The organism is Algoriphagus algorifonticola (assembly GCF_007655305.1).
Taxonomy (GTDB): Bacteria; Bacteroidota; Bacteroidia; order Cytophagales; family Cyclobacteriaceae; genus Algoriphagus; species Algoriphagus algorifonticola.
In genome coordinates this window covers 56,024-79,969 of sequence record NZ_VLOG01000029.1, presented here as the reverse complement: position 1 = coordinate 79,969, position 23,946 = coordinate 56,024, and the positions used below count along the sequence as shown (strand labels likewise).

The window sequence follows — 23,946 nt, the reverse complement described above, 5'->3', positions numbered from 1 at the left end:
CCCAGATAATGTCTAAATATAATTAAAATACCTAGTGATCGCTACCTCACTTGGAATAGGAGTGGATCGTGTAAGGTGATTCACCATGACTTGACTGTAAAAAGGGATCAATGACACTCCTTTAGCACCAAAACCATTAAATATGTAAACGCTCTGCAAGTCAGGATGTTTTCCTAAAAAAGGTTTTCTATCCTTAGTCGCCGGCCTAATTCCTGTCTTGTGGCTGACATATTCTTCAACTGGCAGCTGAACTAATCCAGCTAGGCGCTCAGTCAATTCATTTTTTGCCCGTTCAGTTGGCCCATGATCCAAGTCATGCCAAGTATAGGTAGAACCCACTCTGTGAATTCCATCGCCTAAGTGAACCCTAAACACACCTCTATTTACGATGTAATCCGGGCAAAAATCTTGCTTCACCTCTAAAATTTCTCCTTTCACCGGAGCAAAAGGTAGAAAACCGAAAAATTTAGACTGATTGGCCGCCACCCCATTGCAATAAATAACAGACCTGGCCTTAAGGTCTCCATAATTCCAAAATCCTTCTTGAAATTGGAGTTGATCTTCCTGTAAATAATCCAAAATGAGGTCCTCTCCGAAATATTCGCTCATGGCTTCCATGAAAGCTTTACTATCCAGCCAACCTGAATTTTTCAGCAAAACCCCACCGTATGGATCCTTTAAAAATTCAGACTGGGATTCTTGATATATTTTTTGGATGTATTTGGAAAATCCTGGATCTGCACTATTTCCCATCCATTCATTCTGTTCTTCTATGGAAAGGAAAGGCCGGTAGATATTGATCGGGCGAAGAAAGCTTTTTTTAGTAACCTGCTCCAACTCCTGATAAAAAGGTTCAATCTCTGGAAATAACTGGTCAGCATTCCATGTTTTAACCATTTTTCTCCCCGTAACGGGATTGTATAGGCCGGCAGCAATTTTGGTAGATTGATTTAAATCAGGCTGATCCAAAAGCTTGATTTTAAATCCGGCTTTCTTTAGTCTATATCCTAATGCAGAACCTGCCAAACCTTGACCTATGAGCAAAAAATCTGTTTCCATAACCCAAAATAAAGGTTTTATTCCTTAATTTGTTTCAAATGGAAATACAAAAACCATGTTGAAAATTAAGCGCTTCACATTCAATCCTTTTCAGGAAAACACTTATATCATCTATGATGAAAAAGGCTCCGCTGCCATTATAGACCCTGGTTGTTACGAACCTGAAGAGAAAAAAGAATTATATGACTTTATTATTCAGGAGAATTTAAAACCTGAACTGTTACTAAATACCCATTGCCATGTAGACCATGTCTTGGGGAATGAGTGGGTTGAGCAAACGTACAGCATTCCATTATTGATTCATGAAAATGAGATTCCTGTTTTGAATTCGGCCAAGGTTCTTGCACCCAATTACGGATTTCCTGCCTACAGGGGAATTGAACCGGATGGATATATGAGTCCGGGAAAGGAAATTTCGGTTGGACAGGAAGAATTACAAGTATTATTCGTTCCTGGACATGCTCCCGGTCACGTGGTGTTTTATCATCCTACCAGTAAAATCTGTATTGCAGGCGATACACTTTTTAGAGGAAGTATTGGAAGAACAGACCTTCCGGGAGGAGATCATGATTTACTCTTGGAGAAAATTAAAAGTGAGCTTTTCAGCCTGCCGGAAGATACCACCGTATATCCTGGTCACGGACCGGAAACCTCCATAGAATTTGAAAAGATTTACAACCCTTTTGTAGGCAAAAACGCGAGCTATTGAAATTTTTAAAACATATTCCTAATGGCTTAACCCTGTTGAATCTCCTTTCGGGAGTGATTGGGATTAGCATTGTCTTAAACGGAAATGTTCTTTCCGGCGCATACTTCATAGTCTTATCCGCTGTTTTCGACTTTTTCGATGGGTTTGCTGCTCGCCTATTAAAAGTTTCAGGTGAACTGGGAAAACAATTAGACTCCTTAGCGGACTGTGTATCATTTGGAGTATTACCAGGCTTCATTCTGTATCAACTTACTTCTGAGGCAACCACCAGCACTTACTTGCCATATCTGACCTTGATCATTCCCTTAATGTCAGCCATACGCCTGGCAAAATTTAATATAGACACCAGACAAAGTGATCGTTTTATTGGACTTCCTACTCCGGCAAATGCTTTGTTTATCAGTACGCTACCCTACCTGGCTGAGAAATGGTTTTTGATAGCAAACTCACTTTCCAATCCCTGGACTTTGATCATTATTGCATGGGTGTTTTCGATTTTATTAGTGAGTGAAATTCCACTGATTGCCCTGAAATTCAAGAACTTTTCGCTCTCGGATAATGTATTTAGGTTTGTGTTGATTGGATTGGGAATTATTTGTATCGCTTGGCTTGGATTGGGGGGAATTCCGATCATTATTCTTGCATACTTAGGACTCTCCTTGGCGGAAAATGCGTTGAAGACTTAATGAATTTAAATTCCAGAATATTTTTTTTCTTTCTGCTGCTAGTATGCAGTTTACCGCAAATACTTTTTGCCCAAAGCCCTTTATTCAAATTTGAAGTCACAAAAGAAGGGATTTATAAAATTAACCCTTCTCTCCTTACTCAGATTGGAGCAGCAAATTTATCAGAAGTAGCGATCTATGGATATCCTGGCTCTTTACCTCAGCAATTAGACGATAAATCGCTTTCACTAAGGGAAATCCCAACTTTACTTGCTGGAAATGAACTGCTAGTCTATCTGCAAGGCCCACATGGTTTTTTTATTGATCCGGAAAATAATCTTTCTTACCAGCATCATATTTACCGTGACACACTTTCATATTTGATAGGAAAAAAGACAAGTCCTAAACGAATAGAGTCCCTTTCTGCCAGCAACTCAGAAGTCTCAGCTTCTATTCTTTATCAATGGTCTGCTGTCAAAGGAGAAGAGAATAATCTTCTCAATTCAGGAAGAACTTGGTATTCAGCCCCAGTTTCTACGGGGAATATTCGATCTATTCCGATTAGGAAATCAGGCAATACAAATGCTGCTTGGAAAGTAAATGGGATTATCATGGCCCAATCATTATCCAGCTCCGAGCTTAGATTATCTGAGAGTGGACAAAGCTTTTTCTCTACCCAAATAGATCCCATTCCCAATACAACTTATGGAATCAAAGGCAGAGAAAAACCTTTTAAATCCGAATTAAGACCCGCAGGCAATGAGCTGAGAACCATTGAACTTGGATTAACCAGTTCAGATCCAAATGCCAGAGCTTACTTCGAGCATATTCAAATCGGAGTACCTTTTTCAACTTCCAATTTGAAAACTGGAGTTTATTTTTCATTAGAAGGATCTCTCTACACTATTTCGGATGCCAACTTATTAGTCTGGGATGTCAGTGATTTTTTCCAACCCAAATCCTTTGCCTCCAACTCAACCCGAACAATTACCTCCAAAAAAATTGCCGTAGCAAATTCAACTGAAATTCCTTCGATTGACAAGGTTAGTCCTATTTCATCCGAACTTCGAGCTGATACATTTTGGCCCGAATTACTGATCATCACATCCGAAGCCTTTTACTCGGAAGCTGAAAGACTCAGAACTCATAAATTGAGTATGGGTGTTTTAGCAGAGGTGGTAATCACCAAAGATATTTATGATTCCTTCGGATATGGAAATAGGGATGTGGTGGCCATTAGAGATTTTATAGCTTATCATTATCATAAAGGAGGCAACTTAAAAAATGTGCTTTTCCTTGGTAAGGGTACATTTGACTACAAATCCAAATTTGGTGGAAGACCGAATATTGTCCCCACTTACAGTAGTAGGAATAGCCTCAATCCATTGACCACCTATAGCTCTGATGATTTTTTCGGCCTAGTGGAAATGGGGCAAGGAATCTGGGAAGAGAGCCGTGAAGGAGATGAACCTATGCAGATAGGAATTGGGAGGCTACCCGTGATCAATCTCCAGGAGGCCTCTGTGCTGATCAATAAAATCATCCAATATGAATCGCAGCCTCTACTAGGAGACTGGCATAGAAACATCTCTTTTATGGCGGATGATGCAGATAACAACATCCATTTGAGAGATGCGGAATCCCATGCTAGTTTTCTCAAGCAGAATTATCCGGCTTATTTTCAAAATAAGATCTACTTAGACAGGTTTGAGCAGGTAAGAAATGGAACTACTCAAAGATCTCCGAAAGCCAAAGAAGCTCTAAAAAAAACATTGGAAGAAGGAACCTTATTTCTGAATTATATAGGGCATGGGAATGAAACGACCTTAACTGCTGAAGAAGTCTTTCGGGTAGAAGATATCGCAAACTGGCCTCAGATGAAGCATTTGCCACTTTGGATAACTGCTACTTGTGAATTTGGGAGGCATGATAGTCCATTTCTGCGTTCATCGGCTGAAGAACTCTTAATTGCCAGAGGTAAAGGGGCAATCGGGTTATTAACTACAGGCCGACCGGTTTTTAGCAGTGTTAATTTTTCTCTCAATCAAGCCTTTATTCAAGAAGTTTTTAGAAAAGAGAATGAGGAATTTCAAGACTTGGGTACCATTTTCAAAAACACCAAAAATCAGAGTTTGAATGGGGCTCTCAATAGAAATTTCTCACTGCTTGGAGATCCAAGTATGAGGTTGGCGAGACCTAATCATTCTATCCGGCTTGTTTCATTAATGGATAAGGCAGGAAATGACACAGAACAAATAGCACCCCTTCAGGAAGTCAGCTATGAGGCAGAGATCATCAATACTTCTCAGCAGCTGGTTTCAGGCTTTAGCGGTGAATTTGAAATTGACTACAGAGGTCCTCAGCAGGCAATCAAAACGCTGGGAGATGAAAGTGCTGCTCTTGAATTCCCTGAAGAAAGTCTGATTTATTTCAAAGGAAAAGGACAAGTTAGAAATGGGAAAATTCAGGGAAAATTACTGCTGCCTCCCCTCTTGGCAGAAAACTTCGAAAGCAGTAATTTCCGCATTTACGCCAAAGATGAAGAAAGTGGGAAAGATGCCTGGGGGATTGAAAAAGTAGAGAGCGGAGGGCAAGCGAATGAACTTCAAGATGAAGAGGGACCCCAAATAGAAATACAGCTAGAAAATCAGTCCCAAGCTCCTTTTAGTTTTGCATCTACAACTTTATCCGCAATTTTCAGTTTTACAGATAGTTCTGGCATTGACATTACAGGATTAAGGGAAGGAAAGCAATTACTCCTAGTTATTAACGATGAGCAGGAGATTTCCCTAAACAAGCTCTTTCATAGCCTATCTGGTAGCTATACAAAGGGAGAAGTGGTGATGGAAATTTCTGGATTGAAAGAAGGAAAAAACAGTCTAGAAATCAAAGCCTTTGACTTGGTAGGGAACGGAAGCACTGAGATGATAGAGGTGCTGGTCGAAGGAAGTAATAGGCTTCAAATCTTGGATCAAAAAGTTTTTCCGAATCCGGCTAAAACTTTAACTAACTTTGAAATAAAGCATAATCGGCCAGGCGAAAACCTGCTTATTAGGCTGGAAATAATAAATTTAGAAGGAAGGATACTATTCGCAGAAAATCAGCGTTTAGTGGAAGCCAAACAGATTATTGGGGATTTGACTTGGATTTTTTTACAAAATCAAACCAAATATCCAGCAAAAGGAACTTATATTTACAGAGTAACGCTTCAGTCAGAGCTTGACGGTTCTATGGACTTTACAAGCGGTAAAATTGTTATTGAATGAAATTAGAAGCCATTAGGAAGCAGATTGGATTACTCGCGGGAGCGTTCGTGTTAATGGGATATTCAGCTCAAGCACAGAATTCTGTTGTCATTTCCGGCCAAGATCCAGATCGGAGAGTGATTACTACAGCCGTTCCATTTTTAAATTTTGCTCCGGATTCCCGGCATTCTGCCATGGGGGATGTGGGTGTAGCTACGCGTCCTGATGCTAATTCAGCTCACTGGAATAGTGGTAAACTTGCCTTCGTAGAAGATCAAATGGGTTTTTCACTCTCTTATTCTCCTTGGCTGGGAAAATTGGTGAATGATATGTCCTTGAGCTATCTAACCGGTTTTTTTAAAATTGATGAAAACTCAGCATTCGGATTTGACCTTCGCTATTTCAACATGGGTGATATCCAGTTGACTGATGGAAGAGGAAATGAATTGGGTGAATTTAACCCGAGAGATATTGCTTTAGGGGCAACTTATTCGAGAAAACTTTCTGCCAATTTGGGTTTGGGTATTTCAGCTCGATTTATTCATTCCAATCTATCTGGCAGTATATCCTCAGTTGGAGGCAGTGAAAGTAGACCGGGAGTCAGTGTTGGAACTGATGTAGGTTTATACTACAGTAAGCCTATTCTTGCAGGCTCTAAAGAAGGTACGTGGTCATGGGGAGTCAACATTTCCAATATTGGCCCTAAAATCACCTATAACAGTGCAGATGATCTAGATTACATCCCTACCAACTTGAGAATAGGTACGGCATACAGCATAGATATTAACGAAATGAATGCAATCACATTCGCATTGGATTTCAACAAGCTTTTAGTACCTACTCCACCTGTATATCAAACCAATCCTGACGGTTCTCTAGCCACAGATGAGAATGGAAACCTGATCATTTCCAGAGGTAAAGACCCAAATAGAGCTTTGATCTCCGGGATGTTTGGATCCTTTGCAGATGCTCCAGATGGTTTTTCCGAAGAAATGCAGGAAGTAACCGTTTCTTTCGGTGCTGAATACACTTATAATGATAAGTTTTCTCTTCGCACAGGATATTTTTATGAAAATCCAACTAAAGGAGGAAGAAGGTATTTCACCATGGGGGTTGGATTTGACTTGAATAAACTCGGCTTTGATTTTTCGTATTTAGTCCCACAGACTCAGAACCATCCATTGGCAGAGACGTTAAGATTCTCTTTACTTTACACTATTCCCAACAATTAATTTGTGATGCTAGACAGAAGTCTTGCTCCGGAATTTAGAATTCCGGATGATTTTGATTTGATAGAGCCTGAAAAACAAATTCTCCAATCAGGAGCCAATGTTTTTCATATGCCTACGCCCAATTTGGATGCGGTGAAAATCGAAGTTATTGGTAAAGGACAAAGAGCAAATCTTCCCCTTTCTCAAACATTGTTGCCTTCCTTTACACTTCAAATGTTAGCTGAAGGCACTCAAAAAAGAGATGCTGAACAAATCGCTAACTTTTTGGATTTTCATGCCAGTGAGATCTCTCCCATTCTTACTTTTGGGCATGAAGGCATGAGCATCTTGAGCACTAAACTTCATATTTTCGAAATACTTCCTCTTTTCTTGGAAATGATAGAGACTCCAACTTTCCCTTTGGAAATGCTGGCAAAAAGAAAATCTCAGAGAAGATTGAGTATTCAACTGGAGAAAGAAAAAACTGCATCCCGAGCTAGTCAATTATTTAGGCAATCGCTTTTCGGAAAAAACCACCCTTATGGAGTGGAGATTGATTTTGAACACGTTGATGAAATCAAGCAAGAGCAACTTCATTTCTACTCCTCACAGCTTCTTTGGCAAAACCTGGAAATATTTGTTACGGGAAACTTCTCGAGTTCAGAATGGGAAAAGTTAATAGAATTCTTGGAGCAAATTCCGAATAGAAAAGGATTGGAACCCATTTTACTACCTCAACCTGAACCGATTGACAGTTTTCATGAAATTAAGGAAAGTTCTGTGCAGAGCAGTATCCGGGTTGGAAAATTTTCGATCCCAAAAACGCATCCCGATTTTATTTCTTTGTCAGTTTTCAATACCATTTTGGGGGGATATTTCGGATCAAGACTGATCAAAAATATCCGGGAAGACAAAGGCCATACTTATGGGATTTACTCCAGTCTCGCCGAAATTGGCGATATCAATTACTTTGTAATTGCGGCGGATGTACAAAAGGCATTCACCGATGAGGTGATCCGGGAAATCGAACACGAAGTACAATTATTGTGTCAAGAGCCCTTAGGACAGGATGAATTGGAGATTGTACGAAACTACCAAATCGGACAAATGCTTTCCAAATTCAGTTCTGCTTTTGATTTGATGGATAGGTTTAGAGCGGTTCACCACTCTGACCTAGACTTAGATTTTTACCAACAAAAATTAAGCTTCTTGAAGAGATTTACTGCAGAGGATATCCTGAAAATCGGTCAAAAGTATTTCAAGGATCAACAGCTCACCCAAGTAATTGTAGGCTAGGTTGCCCTAACGTACAGCCAGGAAAGATCCAATTTTACTTTCGTCCAAAGCTTGTAGATACTGAAAATAGGCGTCTTTAACCCTGTCTTTTCACCCAATTGAACAAGACCTTCTGCTACTTGGAAGTTTCCTGACCAGAGGGCGTGTTTCAATTCATACTGCAATCTTTTTCCCAAAGCTTTATTTTCGGATGGAGTCCTATTCATTTCCAAAGCTTTTTCACAAACTTTCAAAGTGCTGGGCAACATCTTAGAACCATAGCGCTGGTATTGATTTCCAGACATAGAACTATACAGCTTTCTTTTCAAGACGCCTATATGATCAGAAAACAAAAGATTATATTTTCTGGCTAATCTCAATTGGATGTCAAAATCTTCATAATAGAGATCAGGATCATAGCCTCCCTCCTTTTTTAAAATAGCTGCATTAAATACAACCGTAGGCGCACAGATAAAACTTCTTTGTAAAAGCGTCTCATAAATAATCCCCAATTCAATTACTTCTGATAGCTCACCGAAATTATTTCTTTTATAAAAAGTATGAATGGACCCATCCGGTTCAAAAATGTAGGCATCTGAAAATACAAAGGCTGCATAGGGATCTTTTTCCAATTCTTGGATAGAGTTGGAAATATGATCAGGATAAAATACATCATCTCCCGCCAAATCAACCACAAACTCAGCATCGGTTTGAAATAGCACTTTGTTGAATAAAGCACAATAAGGCTTGGTTTCATTCAAATACAAAGTCTCGACCGGGAATAAACCAGTGTATTGAGCTACCCATTCTCGAATTTTCTCTTTGGTTTTATCCTTACTTCCATTATCTATGATCAGCAGTTCTTTGTTATAATAGTCCTGCATGGCGACGCTCTCTAAGCTCTCCTTGATCCAGTCTTCATGGTTGTAAGCAATGCAAATGATGACAACTTTTCCAGATTTACTCATCTTCATATGTCCTTAATCCAGATTATTTTATTGAATACATCATTTGAAAATTTTGCTTTAAAGAACATCAGGCTATGATTGGCTCCTGAATCTGTTTCCGAGGATCCAAGATCAATAAATTCTACCTTTTCATCAACAGCCAGTTGAAATAGCCCCCAAAGAAGCAAGTCGCCTAGATGCTTGAATTTGGTATTGGGATCTACAGCCGAGAGATAATAGTACATACTATTGCTACTCAGTTTGACAGCCAAAGAATGAGCTTGAGCAATTCCTTCATTTTTTAAGGAAATCAGGAAATACCTTTCAGGAAAACTTGAGACTTGCTGAATCAGTCGGGACTCTTCCAAATTTACTTGATAACCTCTTCTTTTATTCCAAGAAACAATCTCTTGTAAGAAATTAAAGTTTTGAATAGAACTTATGCAAAGCTCTAATTTCTGATTCTTCAACTTCTTTGAAAATGAGGCTGACTCAGACTGAATGAATTTTTTCATTCTTTTGGTTCCACAAAAAAAATGATGAGCCTGAAGCTTTTCCTGGACAAATCCTGAATGATATAGAAGATAATTGATCAGGTCTGCATCTTCTGAGTAAGGTTTGGGGGCTTGAATAATTTTGACCTGCTTGACGTCAAAGCTTTTCAGCTCTTCCAAAACATAGGCGATAAAATCTTCAATCACTTGAGAGTCTAATCCTCTTTCAAGCCAAATGCCACCCATGGGAGCTTTAGGTAAGGAAATAGCATGGTAATCAGAAGTAATCCGAAATGAAATCCAACCCTTTAGCTTGTCTTTTTTATAAATAGTAAAATCGAAGGCTTCAAGAAAATCGGCTAATACCTCCCCCGCCAAAAAATAATCTTTGGATTCAATTTTTACAGCCTCACGCTGAAATGTCACATGCTTCGTTCTATCCTGATCCAAGGCTTTCAAAATATGCTAGGTCACGAATGTAATCAGACTCAGAAAACTCTCTATCAGACATGCCGAGTAAAACTGCATCAGTGCTAAATGAAGTTTTTACCCAATGCATAGGTGGCACGAAAAGCCCTTTTCCAGGTTGATCCAATGTAAAAGATTGAGCTTGTTGTCCGGGTTGATGTACTTCTACCTGAATAACCCCATGCATTGCTACCAATACCTGAGACTCTTTCCAATGCGCATGATTTCCCCGACTTTCATTTTCAGGAACAGCAGTAATCCAAAAGCATCGCTGAATTCCTTTTGGGAATAGGTCGTTTTTTTCCCAAAAATGCAATTGCCCCCCTAGGTTCACTTTTCCTCCTAAATCGAGAAATTGTACTTTTCCCTTATTGATATGTAATTGCATTGCTCTGTTCAAGAGATGTAAAATTAAGACAATTCAAAGGGAAAAGGGATTACAATGCGTTAATTTTCTAATTTCGAAGTCTCGAATAATTTAGAACCTTGGAAGAGAATATAGATAAAGACAGTTTTTTGACCATTGCCAAGATTTCCTCCGGGCTATACAAGGATAAAAACAGCAAATTCCATTACTATGCTTTTCCTGTTAAAACCGAGGAGGAAATCAAAGAGCAACAGGCTGAATTGAGAAAAAAGTACTACGATGCCAGACACCATTGTTTTGCCTATGTGCTGGGACGTGATGGAGATATTTTCAGGGCCTCGGACGATGGGGAACCCAATCATAGCGCAGGAGATCCTATCCTTGGGCAAATAAGATCCAACAATCTAACCAATATTTTGATTGTAGTGGTTCGGTATTTTGGAGGAACCAAACTAGGAGTAAGCGGATTGATCCAAGCTTATAAGACCTCTGCCAGTTTGGCTATAGAAGAAAATGAAATCATAGAAGAACTTGTAAAAGAGCAGGTTCAAATCAAATTCCCCTATCCAGCTATGAACGAGGTGATGAAGCTGGTCAAGAGATTGGACTTGGAGATTTTACACCAAAAAATGGAATTAGACTGCGAGATGACTTTAGAATTCCGGGAAAAGCTTAGGCCCTCTGTATTAGAATTTTTAGAGGAAAGTCAGGATATTGAAATTTTAGGACTTGAATAAAGCGTCCAAATACCCATCCTTTCTTAGCTTTTTGAATATCTCCAAACATGCCCAGGCATCTGTGGCTGCATATCTCTGCTGCTTCTCGGTCAGTTCCTCTGCCTCCCAATTCGAAACCTGCTCTGATTTAGATATTCTCATTCCCAAGACCATAGCGCAAAGATTTCTTACCCCCACATTGTGAAAGCCCACTTTCTTGAGTTCATCATTCAAATCGAAAAATGAATTGGGATAAAAAGAATCCGTCAACTTGCCCAATGCTTTGATGTCATCATGCACAGCAGCACCAATTTTGACGATATTTTCCTTTTCCAAAAGATTTCTGACCGAGTCCGGAAAACCCACCTCATTCAAACGAAATAGAAATGCCTGCTCTGGCGTGGAAAGCTGCAATAAGGAAACTTGATTGATGATACCTTTTTTGAAGGATGGCTTGGTCTCGGTATCAAAACCCAACATAGGTTGATCCTCGAGAAAATCGACTACCTCCTGCACATCATCTGCCTGGTCAATCAGGTAAATTTCGCCTTCAAACTGCCCTAAAGGAAGAGCGTTTACTTCATCTTTGCTAATCCGAAATGGAATCATGCCACTAAACTTCTTCCTCCTCGTAATAATTAATACCAATGTTCAAATACCCATAAAGAATGGTCATAAATGGGCTAATAATATTGAAAAAACAATAAGGTGCATACACTAATGTAGCCACTCCCAATACCGAAGCCTGAGTTGCTCCACAAGTATTCCATGGAACCAACACAGAAGTAACAGTTGCTGAATCCTCCAATGTTCTGCTCAGGTTTTCAGGTTTCAATCCTCTCTTTTTATACACATCTGCATACATCCTACCCGGAACCAAGATCGCCAAATACTGATCTGAAGTGGTAATATTAAAGAACACACAAGTTGCTGCGGTAGAAGCTATAAGAGATCCCACTCGGTGAACCTTCTGAATTACGGCCTCAGCCAAAACCCGTAGCATGCCACTTACTTCCATAATACCTCCAAAGATCATCGCACAGATAATCAACCAAATGGTATTAAGCATCCCTCCCATTCCTCTGGTCACCAATAATTCATTCACTACATCATTGCTGGTCACAACAGATATCTCTCCGTAAAGCGACATCATCACTGCCTTAAAACTCAAATAAGCGTACGAGCCACCTTCATCAGCAATCAAGGCAATTATTTCAGGTTGAAATATAATTGCAAATACTCCACCTAGTAGAGCTCCAACCAACAAAGCAGGAATTGCAGGTACTTTTTTCACGATTAAAACCAAAACCACCAAGGGCACGATGAATAACCAGCCGTTGATATTAAAGTTTTCCTGAATCACCTGAGAAATTGCCTTCACATCATCGACAGAGCCATTTGTTTCATAATTGAAGCCTATAATGATGAAAATGATAAAAGTAATGGTGATGGATGGAACCGTTGTTTTAGCCATATGCTTGATATGGGTAAATAAATCAGTACCAGCCATTGCTGGAGCAAGATTGGTTGTATCCGAAAGCGGCGACATTTTATCCCCAAAATAAGCACCTGAGATAATAGCGCCGGCAATAATTCCTTCCTCAAAACCCAGGGCCTTGCCAATTCCTAAAAGCGCTACACCTACAGTGGCAACAGTAGTCCAGGAACTCCCGGTAGAAACTGAAACAACAGCACTGACTATACAGGCAGCAAATAAAAATATGGTTGGGTTTAGGACCTGAAGACCATAATAAATCATCGCAGGAACTATTCCCGATAGCAGCCAAGTACCGGCTAAAGCACCAATTAGAAACAAAATCAGAATACTGGACATGGCCGAGCTAATGCTTTTCACCATGCCATCTTGCAAGGTTTCCCAATGGAATCCAAGTCTGTAAATAGCAACTAAGGCAGCGACTCCAGCAGATAAAATCAAGACAATTTGATTGGAACCTGACAGTCCATCCGTACCAAAAACACGGATATTGAGAACCAGCAGAACTATCAAAAAAATGAGTGGAATCAGTGCATCCAGCACTTTGGGAGCTCGAATATTCTCTTGCATTAATCAGTAATTGGTGATTGAAGTCTTGAATCTAACCAAAAAAAATCAATTCCCTTTTCTCAAAAGGTCGCTAAGTTCTTTTCCTACCTGCCATCCTAAGGCTACTCCCATTCCTCCAAGTCTTACCCCGGCTGCTGTTTTAAGTCCTACTTGCTGTATCAATGGAGACTTTTTAGCTCCAAAAGCCATGATTCCTGTCCATTCTCTATCCCATTCGATAGCCTTTCCAGGAAAAATCACCTCTTCTGCCAATTTTATCAAATGCTGCTTGATTTTGGGATTTACTTTATTTTCGGTTGTTTTTTCTCCTTCAAAATCTACATTTCTGGCGCCTCCCAGCAAGAGTCTTCCATCTACTGCCCTAAAATACACATAGCCCTTATCCAAATGGAAACATCCCTTCCAAGGAATTTCAAACTCTAAAGGCTTAGAAACCATCACCAAACCTCTTCCCGGTTCCATTTCAGACTCCTTCCAGATTTTTTTGGTAAATGCATTGGAGCAAATGGCAACCTGACCTCCGAAAAATTCAAAAAACGGATTTTCAGACTTATCGGTAGCCAATATTCTTCCAGTGTCTTTTTCAATTTCCAGTACCTCTACACCAGTTACGATTTTGACCCCCAATTCACCAGCTAAGTTCCAAAGGCAACTCAGGTATTTGGCAGGATCTAACTCACCTTCGAATTTATTTTTCACCACCATCTTGATTTTATCTGAGAAACCCATTTTCTCAAACTTCTTGACCTTGGAGAAAACTTTTCCTCCAAAGCTTTTTTCAAGAAGTTGATTGATTTCAGGAATCTGTTCAACTGCTTCAAGCTGATCCTCTTCTATTAGTTCAAAACCTCCATTATGCTTATACGCCAAGGCCTTATCCCCAAATTCTTTTCTGATCTTTTGAAGTCCTTTATATCTTCTATTCACCAACTCCACCACCTCATCTTGGGTCATACTCCAAAAATCATCCAATATTTCTGTTAAGGATCCAAAACATGCAAAACCAGCATTTTTGGTACTGGCTCCAACTGGAAAAATTCCTCTTTCCAAAATCAAAACACTGGCTTTCGGATTTTTGCGCTTGAAATGAATAGCAGTAGAAAGGCCCACAAATCCTGCCCCCACCACAATCAGATCATGATTAAAAAAGTTTTTTGACTCCCAATAGCTAAACATTTTGGTTCAGTTTATAAATTTTGAAATAGAGAATTTGTAATTTAAAATCAAAGATGCCAAAAAACCCAAATAGCTATGAGAAAAATTGATGAACTCCTGCATGAATATGGCCTTAGCCATCAGAATCCGACCAATAAATTAATTCACTGGATTTGTGTTCCGGCTATATTTTTCAGCATAGTTGGGTTGATTTTCAGCATACCTGAGGGTCCCCTTCCCGAGTACCTTCCATTATTGGGAAATTTTGCTAATTGGGCAACCATTATCCTTTTCTTGGTATTGGTTTATTATGTAACACTATCAGCACCACTATCATTAGGAATGTTATTTTTCTCGGCTCTGTGCCTGGCTTTGGCCAACTTTCTAGACATCTTATTCCCCGGAAAGCTCTGGATGATCAGCTTGAGTATTTTTGTTATCGCCTGGATTTTTCAGTTTTATGGACATAAAGTAGAAGGAAAAAAGCCATCCTTTCTGAAGGACGTCCAATTTCTAATGATAGGCCCCGCTTGGTTGATGCATTTTATTTATAAAAAATTAGGCTTAGCCTATTGATTTGAAAGCAAAAAAGGAGCTAAAAACTCCTTTTTATTTTTTAGAGAAAATCTCACTGACACGCTGAAGGGAATTCTGATTTTTAGGAGAATAGATACTTAACAAAATAGATTGCTTTTCTCTCGCTGTTAATCTCCAGTTCAAGGAAGCCCTTTGCATGGTTTGTTGACTGCCTGTGAGTTCTTCAGCCTGAACTAGCTCTGGAGCATATTCAAACTCAATTTTTTCCAATGGAAAAGCCATAGACTCTGCCATATAATTGAATAGAACCTCATTTTGAATGGTTTGAACATTGTCCCAATTGGAATAAATATTTTTCAATGGGTTGAATACCTTCTCAAAAATTCGGGGAACAGGACTTTCTGGAATCTCAGTTGATTTTTCTGAATCCCTAATTGTAATCAATACTACACCAGAGGTATTTTCAGCTATCCATTTTTGAAAAACATAAGTAAATCTCAAGGCATCCTGAATTCCAAAATTATCTGATAATCCTGTATCCATTGTCTCCATAACAGGCTCAGAAGGCAATTGCACATTGGGAGTAATAAAGGGAAAGGTAGCGCTCATTCTCAATGCAGAAAGAAAGCGTATGTCTTCTGCATCCTGCTCTCTGAAAAATCGCAAGAAATCTATGCTTTGTTTTTTTTCATCCAAACCCAACTTCCCCATCATAGAAGTACCCAAATAAGACATGGAATGAGGAGAGATAACCAGCTTTCTTCCATCATTGGTAATCAGGGAAGTGACTGGTAAGAGAGGGATTTTTCCGCTTTCTTCAGGCTCCTTATAAGCATGCAACGGTTTATCCATGACGCCATCAGTATTGATATTCAACTGATTTTCAAAAGCATATCCCCTATCCTTCAGATAACGCCTATCATTATATTTGAAATATTGATTTCTGATCAAAAGATCATTGACTAGTAAGGAAAAGATAATTGGGTTGAGATTATCAGCCGACATTTGATCCAGATACAAAGAATCTGTTGGGTTGACGGAAGGATCGTCCAAGGACCTGAGGTAAATTTCTCTAAAAAAAGCCTCTCCCAGAACCCCGCCAGAAGCACCAGTGAATAACTCTGTATGTTTAATTACTTCACCATCATTGATAGCATATAAATTTTGCAAGACTGATAATGTCCAAAGTGCAGCTCGCTGACCTCCACCGCTAGCAGCAATCAAAACCATTTTTGGTTTTTCTTCTACTAGGTTTCCTTTCCAATTATCAAGGATTTTTTCAGTGTTGAGCCTATCCTTTAGTACCGTGTCTGGATGCAGGATTTCATTGAGTTTATCCAGCGTATAGGAAGCTTTTTCTGTCTGATAATTCATCCCAAAAGCTTCATGAGGCCGATTTAGGAAAGGAAAGTTGGAGAAATAATTGGCTAATAAAATAACTGAAAAAACAATTACTGTAGCCCAACTCCTCAGCCAAAAACTGACCGCTCCTACCAACATCACCAAAATTGCAAGTAACAAAGTTGCTGACGTGGCTGCGGGTAGTTGAAGTATGGGTTCTTCTTTGAAAAAGCCTAAGAATAAAACGAAGATTATTAGAAAAATCTGAATCAGAAATAGATTGAGATGATTCTGATCAAATACCCTTAGTAATTTCCCACTTTCAAACCTCGCAATATCCGGTCGTACAGGAACCAGTCTTAATTTGAGATTGAGATAATAGTGTACTTGACCTTTCTTGGATTTGAGGTCTTTATATCTACTCAGGACATTAGCACGGGTAAGTCTTACTTTTCTCAGGCGCTTATCCACTGAACCGGCAAACAGAATAAAAAAATCTTTATTGGTAAAGGCAATGTATCCGAAAATCAAACTATAGGAAAGAATACTTCCTAAGGTAAACCCACCAAAATACCCGGCAACCTGCCATTCTGTTTGAAGATTATTCTGAAGTTGGAACTCTACAAACCTAAAGCAATAGCAGGCATAGAAAATGGTAGGAACAATGGAATTATTGACGCAAAAATGAATAAAAGGCTTATTGATAACTGCCAAAAAAGGAAACTCCCGGCTATCAATAATATAAGTTGTCATGTGATAGGCCATGGTAAAGACTGCGAATCCAATCCCCATCAACATAAAGCTCAACCAAGAAACCTCATGTAAGTATTCTGGATCCAAGAATAAAAACGGGATTCCTAATACCACTCCAAAACCTTCAAAGGTAATTGCCAATAGCAGGACCCAAACCAGAATTAAGGCCAGATTTTTCTTGAGGTGCAACAAGAAAAGTTGGATGGGAAGACTATTCCAGAATTTATCTTTCATATGACTGATAAAAGATACGTTTTTTCTTAAAAGGGAAAAAAATTAAAACTCAGCCTATTGAATATCAATGTATTAAAATTCTACTTTCTCAAAGCCATTTATTTTCTCCTTTCCGAATATGGCCTTTCGATCTATAACTTTTACCTTCAGGCTCAAATTAGAATGATATGAGAACTTGGTTTTTGTGCAAAGTAAAATATGCAAAAGAAAATGAGCAGGGCTTGCTCAAAAATATATCCGAGCAGTACCTGGTAGATGCTGTGTCTTTTACTGAAGCTGAGGCAATTTTATACGATAGACTTGGCTCTCAGATTCGTGGAGACTTTCAGGTGACTGGAATTAGCAAGAGTAATATAGTGGATGTGTTCTTCTACGAGGATGCAGATCTATGGCACAAGTGCAAAATCACCTACTTGGTAGCAGATGGAGAAAGTGGCAAAGAAAAAAAGGTGACACAATACATGATAGTCACTGCTGAAGATGTCAAACAAGCATTCGATAGAATTCAGGAAAGTCTCAGCAATATGCTGGTAAGTTTCCGAGTGCCTGACATCACTGAAAGCCCAATTGTAGAAGTCTTCCCTTATGAAAAAGATGAGGAACTGGCTTTGCCTCCGGGAAATTTCAAACCTCTGGAACAAGAAGCGGAGGAAGAAGATTAAAACCTCTCTTACAAATCCCCCAAAGCCTGCCTCTGGGGGATTTATTTTTTATTTAAGAAAGAGCATCAATTTGATGCCTGACAATAAATTGGATCAAATCATCCAATGAAATCTCAGCTCGCTCACAAGCATCAGCAATATCTTCTCTACTTACCTGTGCTGCGAAAGTTTTATCTTTGAGTCGCTTTTTCACTCCTTTGACCTCCATTCCTTCATAGCCATTGGGTCTCATCAGGGAGTAAGCATGAATCAAACCGCTCAATTCATCAAAGGCATAGAGCATTTTATCCATTTCTGTTTTTGGATCTACACCAAAGTATTTAGGACCATGGGAAGCAATAGCTCTGATGATTTCAGGATCAATGTTTCTATCCTCTAATTCCTCCACAATCTTATTACAATGCGTTTCAGGCCACTTTTCCCAGTCCGCATCATGGAGTAATCCAGCCAAAAACCATTTATGCTGGACATCCTCTGAATAGGCTTTTTCTTTTGCATAAGAGCGCATCAAATGTCCTACCTGCCTCATGTGAGCAATCAGTTTTTCATTTTCTACCCATGCCTGCAAAAGTTCAAATGCCTCCTTTTCGGAAATCACATTTCCGCTGTTTTGAGGATCTCCAAACTCAGTTCTATTTAAATTCATTGCAGAATTGTTCATTTCATATACTTTTTAATGTATTTTATAATATATTTTATGTAATTTGATTTGTTTTTTATGTATTTTTGAAAATGAATCACCCCAAATCCATCCACTACTTGGCTCAATTTGCTATAAGGTCAGATTACTTGATGCAAGTAACCTTGGATAAAAATGGGATTGTATTGAATTCAGATTCAGGACTGGGACCTACCCCATCGCTTTTCGAGAAAAAAGACAGACCCATTCAATTTGCAGACTGCTTTCTTTCTTCTGATTGGGTAAAATATGAAAATAACCGCTTAAAAGCATGGCAAAACCACCATCAATCTTTTGTGGTGGATCTTCAGAAAATCTCTTACCCATCAGGGAATTTAATTAAGACCAAGTGGGAGTTTTTCTTTTTAAGCTCAGAGATAGGAACCTGTCTTGGTATAGGGCATCCGATTGAAACTCAAAAACCATATAACATCGGTTTGGGTGATTTCATGGACAGTGAGGACTCCGCCAATGAAATCATGGATACTATTCTTGAAGATAGACTATTGGGATTTTGGGAGTTCAACCCTTTTGAAAAATCAAATACAATCTCTTCAGGACTAGCTCAAACGCTGGGATATTCAGAAGAAGAAATTTTGTCATCTGAAAAAATCTCATGGGAAAAACACATTCACCCAGAAGATTTCAAACAGTTAACCATTGATTTAACCAAGCATTTCAAAAGTTTTGGCAACATCCCTTTCAAGCGGGAATTCAGGTTGATTTCCAAAAGAAATCAAACCATCTGGATCATGGCTTTTGGTCGGACTATTCAGTGGACCAAAGAGCATCTTCCCAAGAAAGTTCAGGGAGTAATTTTGGATATTACAGAAAAGAAAAAGCAAGAGCTTTGGTTAAAAGAGCACCATTATTTCCTCAAAGACTTGGCATTTCAGCAATCTCACACCCTAAGAGCAAAAGTGGCCAACATCATGGGGCTATTAGACGTGTTGGACATAGAGCAACAATCCATAGAGTCTAAAAGAATTGTAGAAATCATCAAGAAAGAGACTCAGCAGCTCGATCAGGCATTAAAGAAAAGTATCAAAGAGTCCGTCAATCAAAACAAAACGTTTGAAAAAGAGGGAATCTCTTCCTCATTAGACTTGGATTAGAGATTCCTTATTTTCCATTTTGCTTTGAGGTAGCCCCAAATCACTTTGGGGCTCATGCTTTTTTTCCTCTACTCACTTCAAGCATATCCCACATTTCCTGAGGAATCTGATCCAGATTATTAAACTCTCCAGCTCCTTTCAACCATTCTCCACCATCTATGGTCATTACTTCTCCATTGACAAAAGAGCTAAAATCTGAAACGAGGTAAGCGGCCAGATTTGCCAACTCCTGATGTTCTCCAACTCTCCCAACCGGCACTTTCTTGGCAGGATCAAACTTTTTCACCAAATCCCCTGGAAGAAGTCTACTCCATGCACCCTCTGTAGGAAATGGTCCCGGGGCAATGGCATTGGATCTGATTCCATACTTGGCCCACTCCACGGCCAAAGACCTTGTCATAGCCAATACTCCAGCTTTGGCAGCTGCTGAAGGCACCACATAACCTGATCCAGTCCATGCATAGGTGGTCACAATATTCAAAAATGTCCCATTCTGCTTTTTAGCGATCCAATCCTTTCCCGCTGTAAGGGTCACTTGTGATGTACCTTTAAGAACTATATCCAAAACCGTATTGAAAGCATTGGTGGAAAGCCGCTCCGTTGGACTGATAAAATTACCCGCGGCATTATTTAATACTACATGGATTTGCCCAAACTCTTTGGTAGCATCTTCCCACATTTTCTCCACCTGATCAATTTCCCTGACGTCACAGGCTAGCGGAAGAACCTTCCCTCCTTTCTCCTTCATCATCTCCTCAGCTGTTGCATTTAAAACATCCAGTTTTCTTGAGGTGATAATGAGATTTGCTCCTAGTTCCAAAAAATACTCACCCATAGAACGTCCCAATCCGGTACCTCCTCCTGTGATCAAAATATTTTTACCTTTTAATGCCCCTTCCTTGAGCATGCCTTCGTTTAAAATCATAGAAATTTTGGATTTATCTTTCTCCAAGATAAAGACTCGGCCTGGTAATTGAAAGAATATTAAGGCCGATGCGAATTAAATTTTAAGATGATTTAAAAAGTTTGAATGAGCCTTTGATCATTTTCTAGTTTGAGAATCAGAAAGTATCTCAAGCTATGAAAATAAGCTAAAGCTTAAAAACAAATAATAAACTGATGAAATCGAGCACGATGAGGACGACACACAGAGAGACGCCCCGATGTATCGGGGAATCAATACGAAGATTCCATCTGACCACTGAAAAACAAATTATAAACAGATGAAACGAATTCTTTTCTGGGCGTTATTTGCAGGTATTGGATTAAGCTCCTGTCAGGATGATGTGGATAGAACTATCCAAACCAATCTTCCGGTGGAAGCGAGGCAACTTTTGGATAATTCTCTCAATATCAGTGAGTCTCTTTATTTTGCCATCTTGCGTTATGGAGATTACCAGTCTTTCAATACGATTATACCAGGCTGCCCTACAGTTACTTTCACTGAATCTACCAGAACTGTTACCCTCAACTTCGACACAAAAATTGCCTGTGAAATCAAAAATCAAGTAGAGCGAAAAGGGAAAATCATTCTTCAATACGGACTCAATTCACCTAGCTCAAGCTGGACACTAACTTATCAGGATTATCAGTTTGGAGAGTTTAAAATTCAGGGAATCAGGACCTTTACTCCCAAAAGTTTAATAGAAATTCAAGAATCCTTTGAAGGCCTCAGAATTATTTCAAAAAATGAAGCAGGAACAACCATCAATGGAAACCTAACTCACCAAATTTCAAGGACACTTTTTGGAATCAATACCATCAATAGTACGGGGGAAGTTACAGGAATAAACCCCGTAGGTCGATCTATCCAACTGATTGTGGATTCTCCAAGAAAATTGGAAGCGACTTGCATCAGGTCAGGAAAAGTTTATCCCCGAGCGGGAAAAGAGTCTTGGAGAATCAGTAGAGAACCTGGCAAATCAGTTCTTCACTCTTTGGAATATGTGGCAAAAGACAGTTGCAAAGTAGATGCTTTTGCTCAGCTCTCCGACGGAAGAAAATTACTGCTCAATCCATAAAAAAAGCCCCGAATCACTTCGAGGCTTTATTGTAATAATTCTATTAGAATTAATATCTATAGTATTCAGGCTTGAATGGCCCTTCTACTTCAACACCAATATATTTGGCTTGATCTTCAGAAAGAGTATCGAGTTCAACACCCAATTTGGAAAGGTGCAATGCAGCTACTTTCTCATCCAAATGCTTAGGAAGCACATAAACACCAGGCTTATAATCTTCATGCTTTTCCCAAAGCTCCAATTGAGCTAAAGTTTGGTTGGTGAAAGAGTTGGACATTACAAAAGAAGGGTGTCCAGTAGCACATCCCAAATTCACCAATCGGCCTTCAGCCAAAATGATCAATTCTTTTCCATCCAAATCATAAAGATCCACCTGAGGCTTGATCACATTTTTTGTGTGACCATAGTTTTTATTCATCCAAGCCATGTCGATCTCATTATCGAAGTGGCCAATGTTACAAACGATAGCCTTATCCTTCATTGCTTTGAAGTGCTCGCCAGTGATAATATCCTTGTTACCGGTAGCAGTTACCACGATATCAGCTTCTTTCACAGCGTCAACCATTTTCTTCACAGCATAACCATCCATAGCAGCCTGAAGCGCACAGATCGGATCGATTTCAGTAACAATTACTCTTGCTCCAGCACCTCTCAAAGAAGCTGCAGAACCTTTACCAACGTCACCGTATCCAGCAACAACAGCTACTTTTCCAGCCATCATCACATCAGTTGCTCTTCTGATAGCATCTACCAATGATTCCTTACAACCGTATTTGTTATCAAATTTAGACTTAGTAACAGAGTCATTGACGTTGATAGCAGGCATTGGAAGAGTACCATTCTTCATTCTTTCATACAATCTGTGAACACCTGTAGTGGTTTCTTCAGATAGACCTCTGATACCAGCTACAAGCTCAGGATATTGATCCAACACCATGTTAGTCAAATCGCCTCCATCATCCAAGATCATATTCAATGGCTGTCGATCTTCTCCAAAGAAAAGAGTCTGCTCGATACACCAATCGAATTCCTCAGCAGTCATTCCTTTCCAAGCATAAACTTGGATTCCAGCCGCTGCGATTGCCGCTGCAGCATGATCCTGAGTAGAAAAAATGTTACAAGAAGACCAAGTAACTTCAGCTCCTAGAGCAACTAAAGTCTCGATCAAGACAGCAGTTTGGATTGTCATGTGAAGACATCCAGCAATTCTAGCTCCTTTCAATGGTTGGGAAGCACCGAATTCTTCTCTCAATGCCATCAAACCAGGCATTTCAGCTTCCGCTAATTTGATCTCTTTTCTCCCCCAATCGGCAAGAGAAATGTCTTTTACTTTATACTGAATAAATTTTTCAGACTTAATTTCTGACATAGTGATATAGTTATTTAATACAAGACGTTTTCAAAAACTTTTGCAAAGGTACCGCTTAAAACCCGGAAATTAAAATTAGGTATGATAAACCGGAAATTGAATTTCTTTGAAATCAAAATATTGATTTTCACCGTTTTCCAACTCCATTTCCAACTGCCCGTTTGGCTGCACATTGACAATTTTTCCTGAGAAAGAGTCATTTTTATGGTTGAAAACTGCTTTCTCATTAAAAAGAAACAGATGGTTTAGATATTCTGTTTTCAATTCAGCCCACTTTCTCTTTTTCAAGGCTATGTAAGATTGCTCTATTTGAGTGATCAATAGTCTAAAAATCTCCTCCAGATTAAATTCTGACCCCGTGATTTTCCTCAAAGAGCTAGGACCTGATATATCAAAGTTCAATTGATTGATATTCAACCCTACCCCAACCACTGCAAACTCCCATCCTTTTCCACTATAAGAGTTTTCAATCAACATCCCTCCTATTTTACCTTCTCCGGGCACAATGAAGTCGTTGGGCCATTTGATCTGAATAAAAGGCAAATACTCAGTTAAAACTTGCCTAATCCCATTTGAAACAGCCATATTTAGAAAAAATTGTTCAGAAACATCCATAAAATTTGGACATAGTACGAGAGAAAAAGTCAGGTTTTTACCTGGCTCTACTTTCCAGATATTTCCCCTTTGTCCTTTCCCTTGTGTTTGGTTTTCACAGATGACTATACTCCCTTCTTTGGCTTTGCCTTCCCTGACTAATTGGAATGCAATGTCATTGGTTGAGTGACAGTCTGACAGGAAATGTACATCTTTTCCCAAAAAAATGGTATTGGCAAGAATTTTATACATATGTTTTTGGTTT

At 39.3% G+C, this 23,946-nt stretch carries 22 protein-coding genes; 10 read left to right on the top strand and 12 right to left on the bottom strand.

Translation table 11 applies throughout. The features are described 5' to 3' along the window. Positions 1-12: 12 nt before the first annotated feature. Positions 13-1,059 carry an NAD(P)/FAD-dependent oxidoreductase gene (locus tag FL972_RS06465; RefSeq protein ID WP_144604239.1) on the bottom strand — a complete coding sequence of 349 codons (1,047 nt, stop codon included), beginning with the start codon at positions 1,057-1,059 and terminating at the stop codon, positions 13-15. A gap of 55 nt (positions 1,060-1,114) precedes the next feature. Here FL972_RS06465 and FL972_RS06460 point away from each other — a divergent pair, with 55 nt between their 5' ends. Genes FL972_RS06460 through FL972_RS06440 form a run of 5 tightly spaced genes read left to right on the top strand, consistent with a single transcriptional unit; the run spans position 1,115 to position 8,185 of the window. Next, a complete protein-coding gene (locus FL972_RS06460; RefSeq protein ID WP_144604238.1) occupies positions 1,115-1,768 on the top strand; it encodes an MBL fold metallo-hydrolase in 654 nt (217 codons plus the stop codon). After that, complete coding sequence (gene pssA / locus FL972_RS06455) at positions 1,765-2,454, top strand: CDP-diacylglycerol--serine O-phosphatidyltransferase (protein ID WP_144604237.1); 690 nt, start codon at positions 1,765-1,767, stop codon at positions 2,452-2,454. Before FL972_RS06460 ends, pssA begins: the two co-directional genes overlap by 4 nt. Further along, positions 2,454-5,699 carry a type IX secretion system sortase PorU gene (gene porU / locus FL972_RS06450; protein ID WP_144604236.1) on the top strand — a complete coding sequence of 1,082 codons (3,246 nt, stop codon included), beginning with the start codon at positions 2,454-2,456 and terminating at the stop codon, positions 5,697-5,699. The genes pssA and porU overlap by 1 nt, the downstream gene beginning before the upstream one ends. Positions 5,700-5,752: 53 nt before the next feature. After that, the gene (gene porV, locus FL972_RS06445) at positions 5,753-6,910 is read left to right on the top strand and encodes a type IX secretion system outer membrane channel protein PorV (RefSeq protein ID WP_394344571.1); all 1,158 of its coding nucleotides are present in this window, start codon (positions 5,753-5,755) and stop codon (positions 6,908-6,910) included. A 6-nt stretch (positions 6,911-6,916) separates the two neighbouring features. Then, on the top strand, positions 6,917-8,185 hold the full coding sequence (locus FL972_RS06440) for a M16 family metallopeptidase (RefSeq protein WP_250161297.1): 1,269 nt from the start codon (positions 6,917-6,919) through the stop codon (positions 8,183-8,185). Here FL972_RS06440 and FL972_RS06435 read toward each other — a convergent pair. The 3 genes from FL972_RS06435 to FL972_RS06425 are packed head-to-tail and all read right to left on the bottom strand — an operon-like array spanning position 8,182 to position 10,473. Then, on the bottom strand, positions 8,182-9,138 hold the full coding sequence (locus FL972_RS06435) for a glycosyltransferase family A protein (RefSeq protein ID WP_144604233.1): 957 nt from the start codon (positions 9,136-9,138) through the stop codon (positions 8,182-8,184). The two genes, FL972_RS06440 and FL972_RS06435, sit on opposite strands and share 4 nt — an antisense overlap. Beyond that, positions 9,135-10,055 carry a GNAT family protein gene (locus tag FL972_RS06430; protein WP_144604232.1) on the bottom strand — a complete coding sequence of 307 codons (921 nt, stop codon included), beginning with the start codon at positions 10,053-10,055 and terminating at the stop codon, positions 9,135-9,137. The genes FL972_RS06435 and FL972_RS06430 overlap by 4 nt, the downstream gene beginning before the upstream one ends. Next, positions 10,042-10,473 (bottom strand): sugar 3,4-ketoisomerase, encoded by a 432-nt coding sequence (locus FL972_RS06425; protein WP_144604231.1) that lies wholly within the window; start codon positions 10,471-10,473, stop codon positions 10,042-10,044. Before FL972_RS06425 ends, FL972_RS06430 begins: the two co-directional genes overlap by 14 nt. 86 nt (positions 10,474-10,559) lie before the next feature. On the opposite strand from FL972_RS06425, the gene FL972_RS06420 reads away from it, so the two are divergent. Beyond that, positions 10,560-11,177, top strand: a complete 618-nt coding sequence (locus tag FL972_RS06420) for an IMPACT family protein (RefSeq protein ID WP_250161296.1) — start codon at positions 10,560-10,562, stop codon at positions 11,175-11,177. Here the strand turns inward: FL972_RS06420 and FL972_RS06415 are convergent. From FL972_RS06415 to FL972_RS06405, 3 genes are read right to left on the bottom strand one after another with little or no spacing between them, the layout of a single operon-like run. Then, on the bottom strand, positions 11,163-11,765 hold the full coding sequence (locus tag FL972_RS06415) for a 3'-5' exonuclease (RefSeq protein WP_144604230.1): 603 nt from the start codon (positions 11,763-11,765) through the stop codon (positions 11,163-11,165). The genes FL972_RS06420 and FL972_RS06415 overlap by 15 nt on opposite strands. Before the next feature lie 4 nt (positions 11,766-11,769). Then, a complete protein-coding gene (nhaC, locus tag FL972_RS06410) occupies positions 11,770-13,221 on the bottom strand; it encodes a Na+/H+ antiporter NhaC (RefSeq protein ID WP_091649504.1) in 1,452 nt (483 codons plus the stop codon). Between the two features lie 45 nt (positions 13,222-13,266). Next, a complete protein-coding gene (locus FL972_RS06405) occupies positions 13,267-14,397 on the bottom strand; it encodes an NAD(P)/FAD-dependent oxidoreductase (RefSeq protein ID WP_144604229.1) in 1,131 nt (376 codons plus the stop codon). Between the two features lie 75 nt (positions 14,398-14,472). Between FL972_RS06405 and FL972_RS06400 the strand changes: the two genes are divergently transcribed. Further along, the gene (locus FL972_RS06400) at positions 14,473-14,952 is read left to right on the top strand and encodes an Mpo1 family 2-hydroxy fatty acid dioxygenase (RefSeq protein ID WP_144604228.1); all 480 of its coding nucleotides are present in this window, start codon (positions 14,473-14,475) and stop codon (positions 14,950-14,952) included. A gap of 33 nt (positions 14,953-14,985) precedes the next feature. On the opposite strand, the gene FL972_RS06395 is transcribed toward FL972_RS06400, so the two are convergent. Continuing rightward, entirely contained in the window at positions 14,986-17,241 is a 2,256-nt protein-coding gene (locus tag FL972_RS06395; protein ID WP_144604227.1) for a patatin-like phospholipase family protein, read from the bottom strand. Between the two features lie 167 nt (positions 17,242-17,408). On the opposite strand from FL972_RS06395, the gene FL972_RS06390 reads away from it, so the two are divergent. Beyond that, the gene (locus FL972_RS06390; RefSeq protein ID WP_091649493.1) at positions 17,409-17,903 is read left to right on the top strand and encodes a DUF4494 domain-containing protein; all 495 of its coding nucleotides are present in this window, start codon (positions 17,409-17,411) and stop codon (positions 17,901-17,903) included. A 52-nt stretch (positions 17,904-17,955) separates the two neighbouring features. Here the strand turns inward: FL972_RS06390 and FL972_RS06385 are convergent, their stop codons facing one another. Next, a complete protein-coding gene (locus tag FL972_RS06385) occupies positions 17,956-18,564 on the bottom strand; it encodes an HD domain-containing protein (RefSeq protein ID WP_144604226.1) in 609 nt (202 codons plus the stop codon). Between the two features lie 71 nt (positions 18,565-18,635). Between FL972_RS06385 and FL972_RS06380 the strand changes: the two genes are divergently transcribed. Then, positions 18,636-19,697 carry a PAS domain-containing protein gene (locus FL972_RS06380; RefSeq protein ID WP_144604225.1) on the top strand — a complete coding sequence of 354 codons (1,062 nt, stop codon included), beginning with the start codon at positions 18,636-18,638 and terminating at the stop codon, positions 19,695-19,697. Between the two features lie 52 nt (positions 19,698-19,749). Here FL972_RS06380 and FL972_RS06375 read toward each other — a convergent pair whose 3' ends face one another. After that, complete coding sequence (locus tag FL972_RS06375; RefSeq protein WP_144604224.1) at positions 19,750-20,622, bottom strand: SDR family oxidoreductase; 873 nt, start codon at positions 20,620-20,622, stop codon at positions 19,750-19,752. A gap of 298 nt (positions 20,623-20,920) precedes the next feature. Here FL972_RS06375 and FL972_RS06370 point away from each other — a divergent pair, with 298 nt between their 5' ends. Further along, positions 20,921-21,718: a hypothetical protein gene (locus FL972_RS06370; protein ID WP_144604223.1), complete on the top strand. Its 798-nt coding sequence runs from the start codon at positions 20,921-20,923 to the stop codon at positions 21,716-21,718. 49 nt (positions 21,719-21,767) lie between these two features. Here the strand turns inward: FL972_RS06370 and ahcY are convergent, their stop codons facing one another. Together ahcY and FL972_RS06360 are read right to left on the bottom strand one after the other, a co-directional pair. After that, positions 21,768-23,087: an adenosylhomocysteinase gene (ahcY, locus tag FL972_RS06365; protein WP_144604222.1), complete on the bottom strand. Its 1,320-nt coding sequence runs from the start codon at positions 23,085-23,087 to the stop codon at positions 21,768-21,770. A 75-nt stretch (positions 23,088-23,162) separates the two neighbouring features. Continuing rightward, positions 23,163-23,933: a biotin--[acetyl-CoA-carboxylase] ligase gene (locus FL972_RS06360; RefSeq protein WP_144604221.1), complete on the bottom strand. Its 771-nt coding sequence runs from the start codon at positions 23,931-23,933 to the stop codon at positions 23,163-23,165. Between the last annotated feature and the right edge of the window lie 13 nt (positions 23,934-23,946).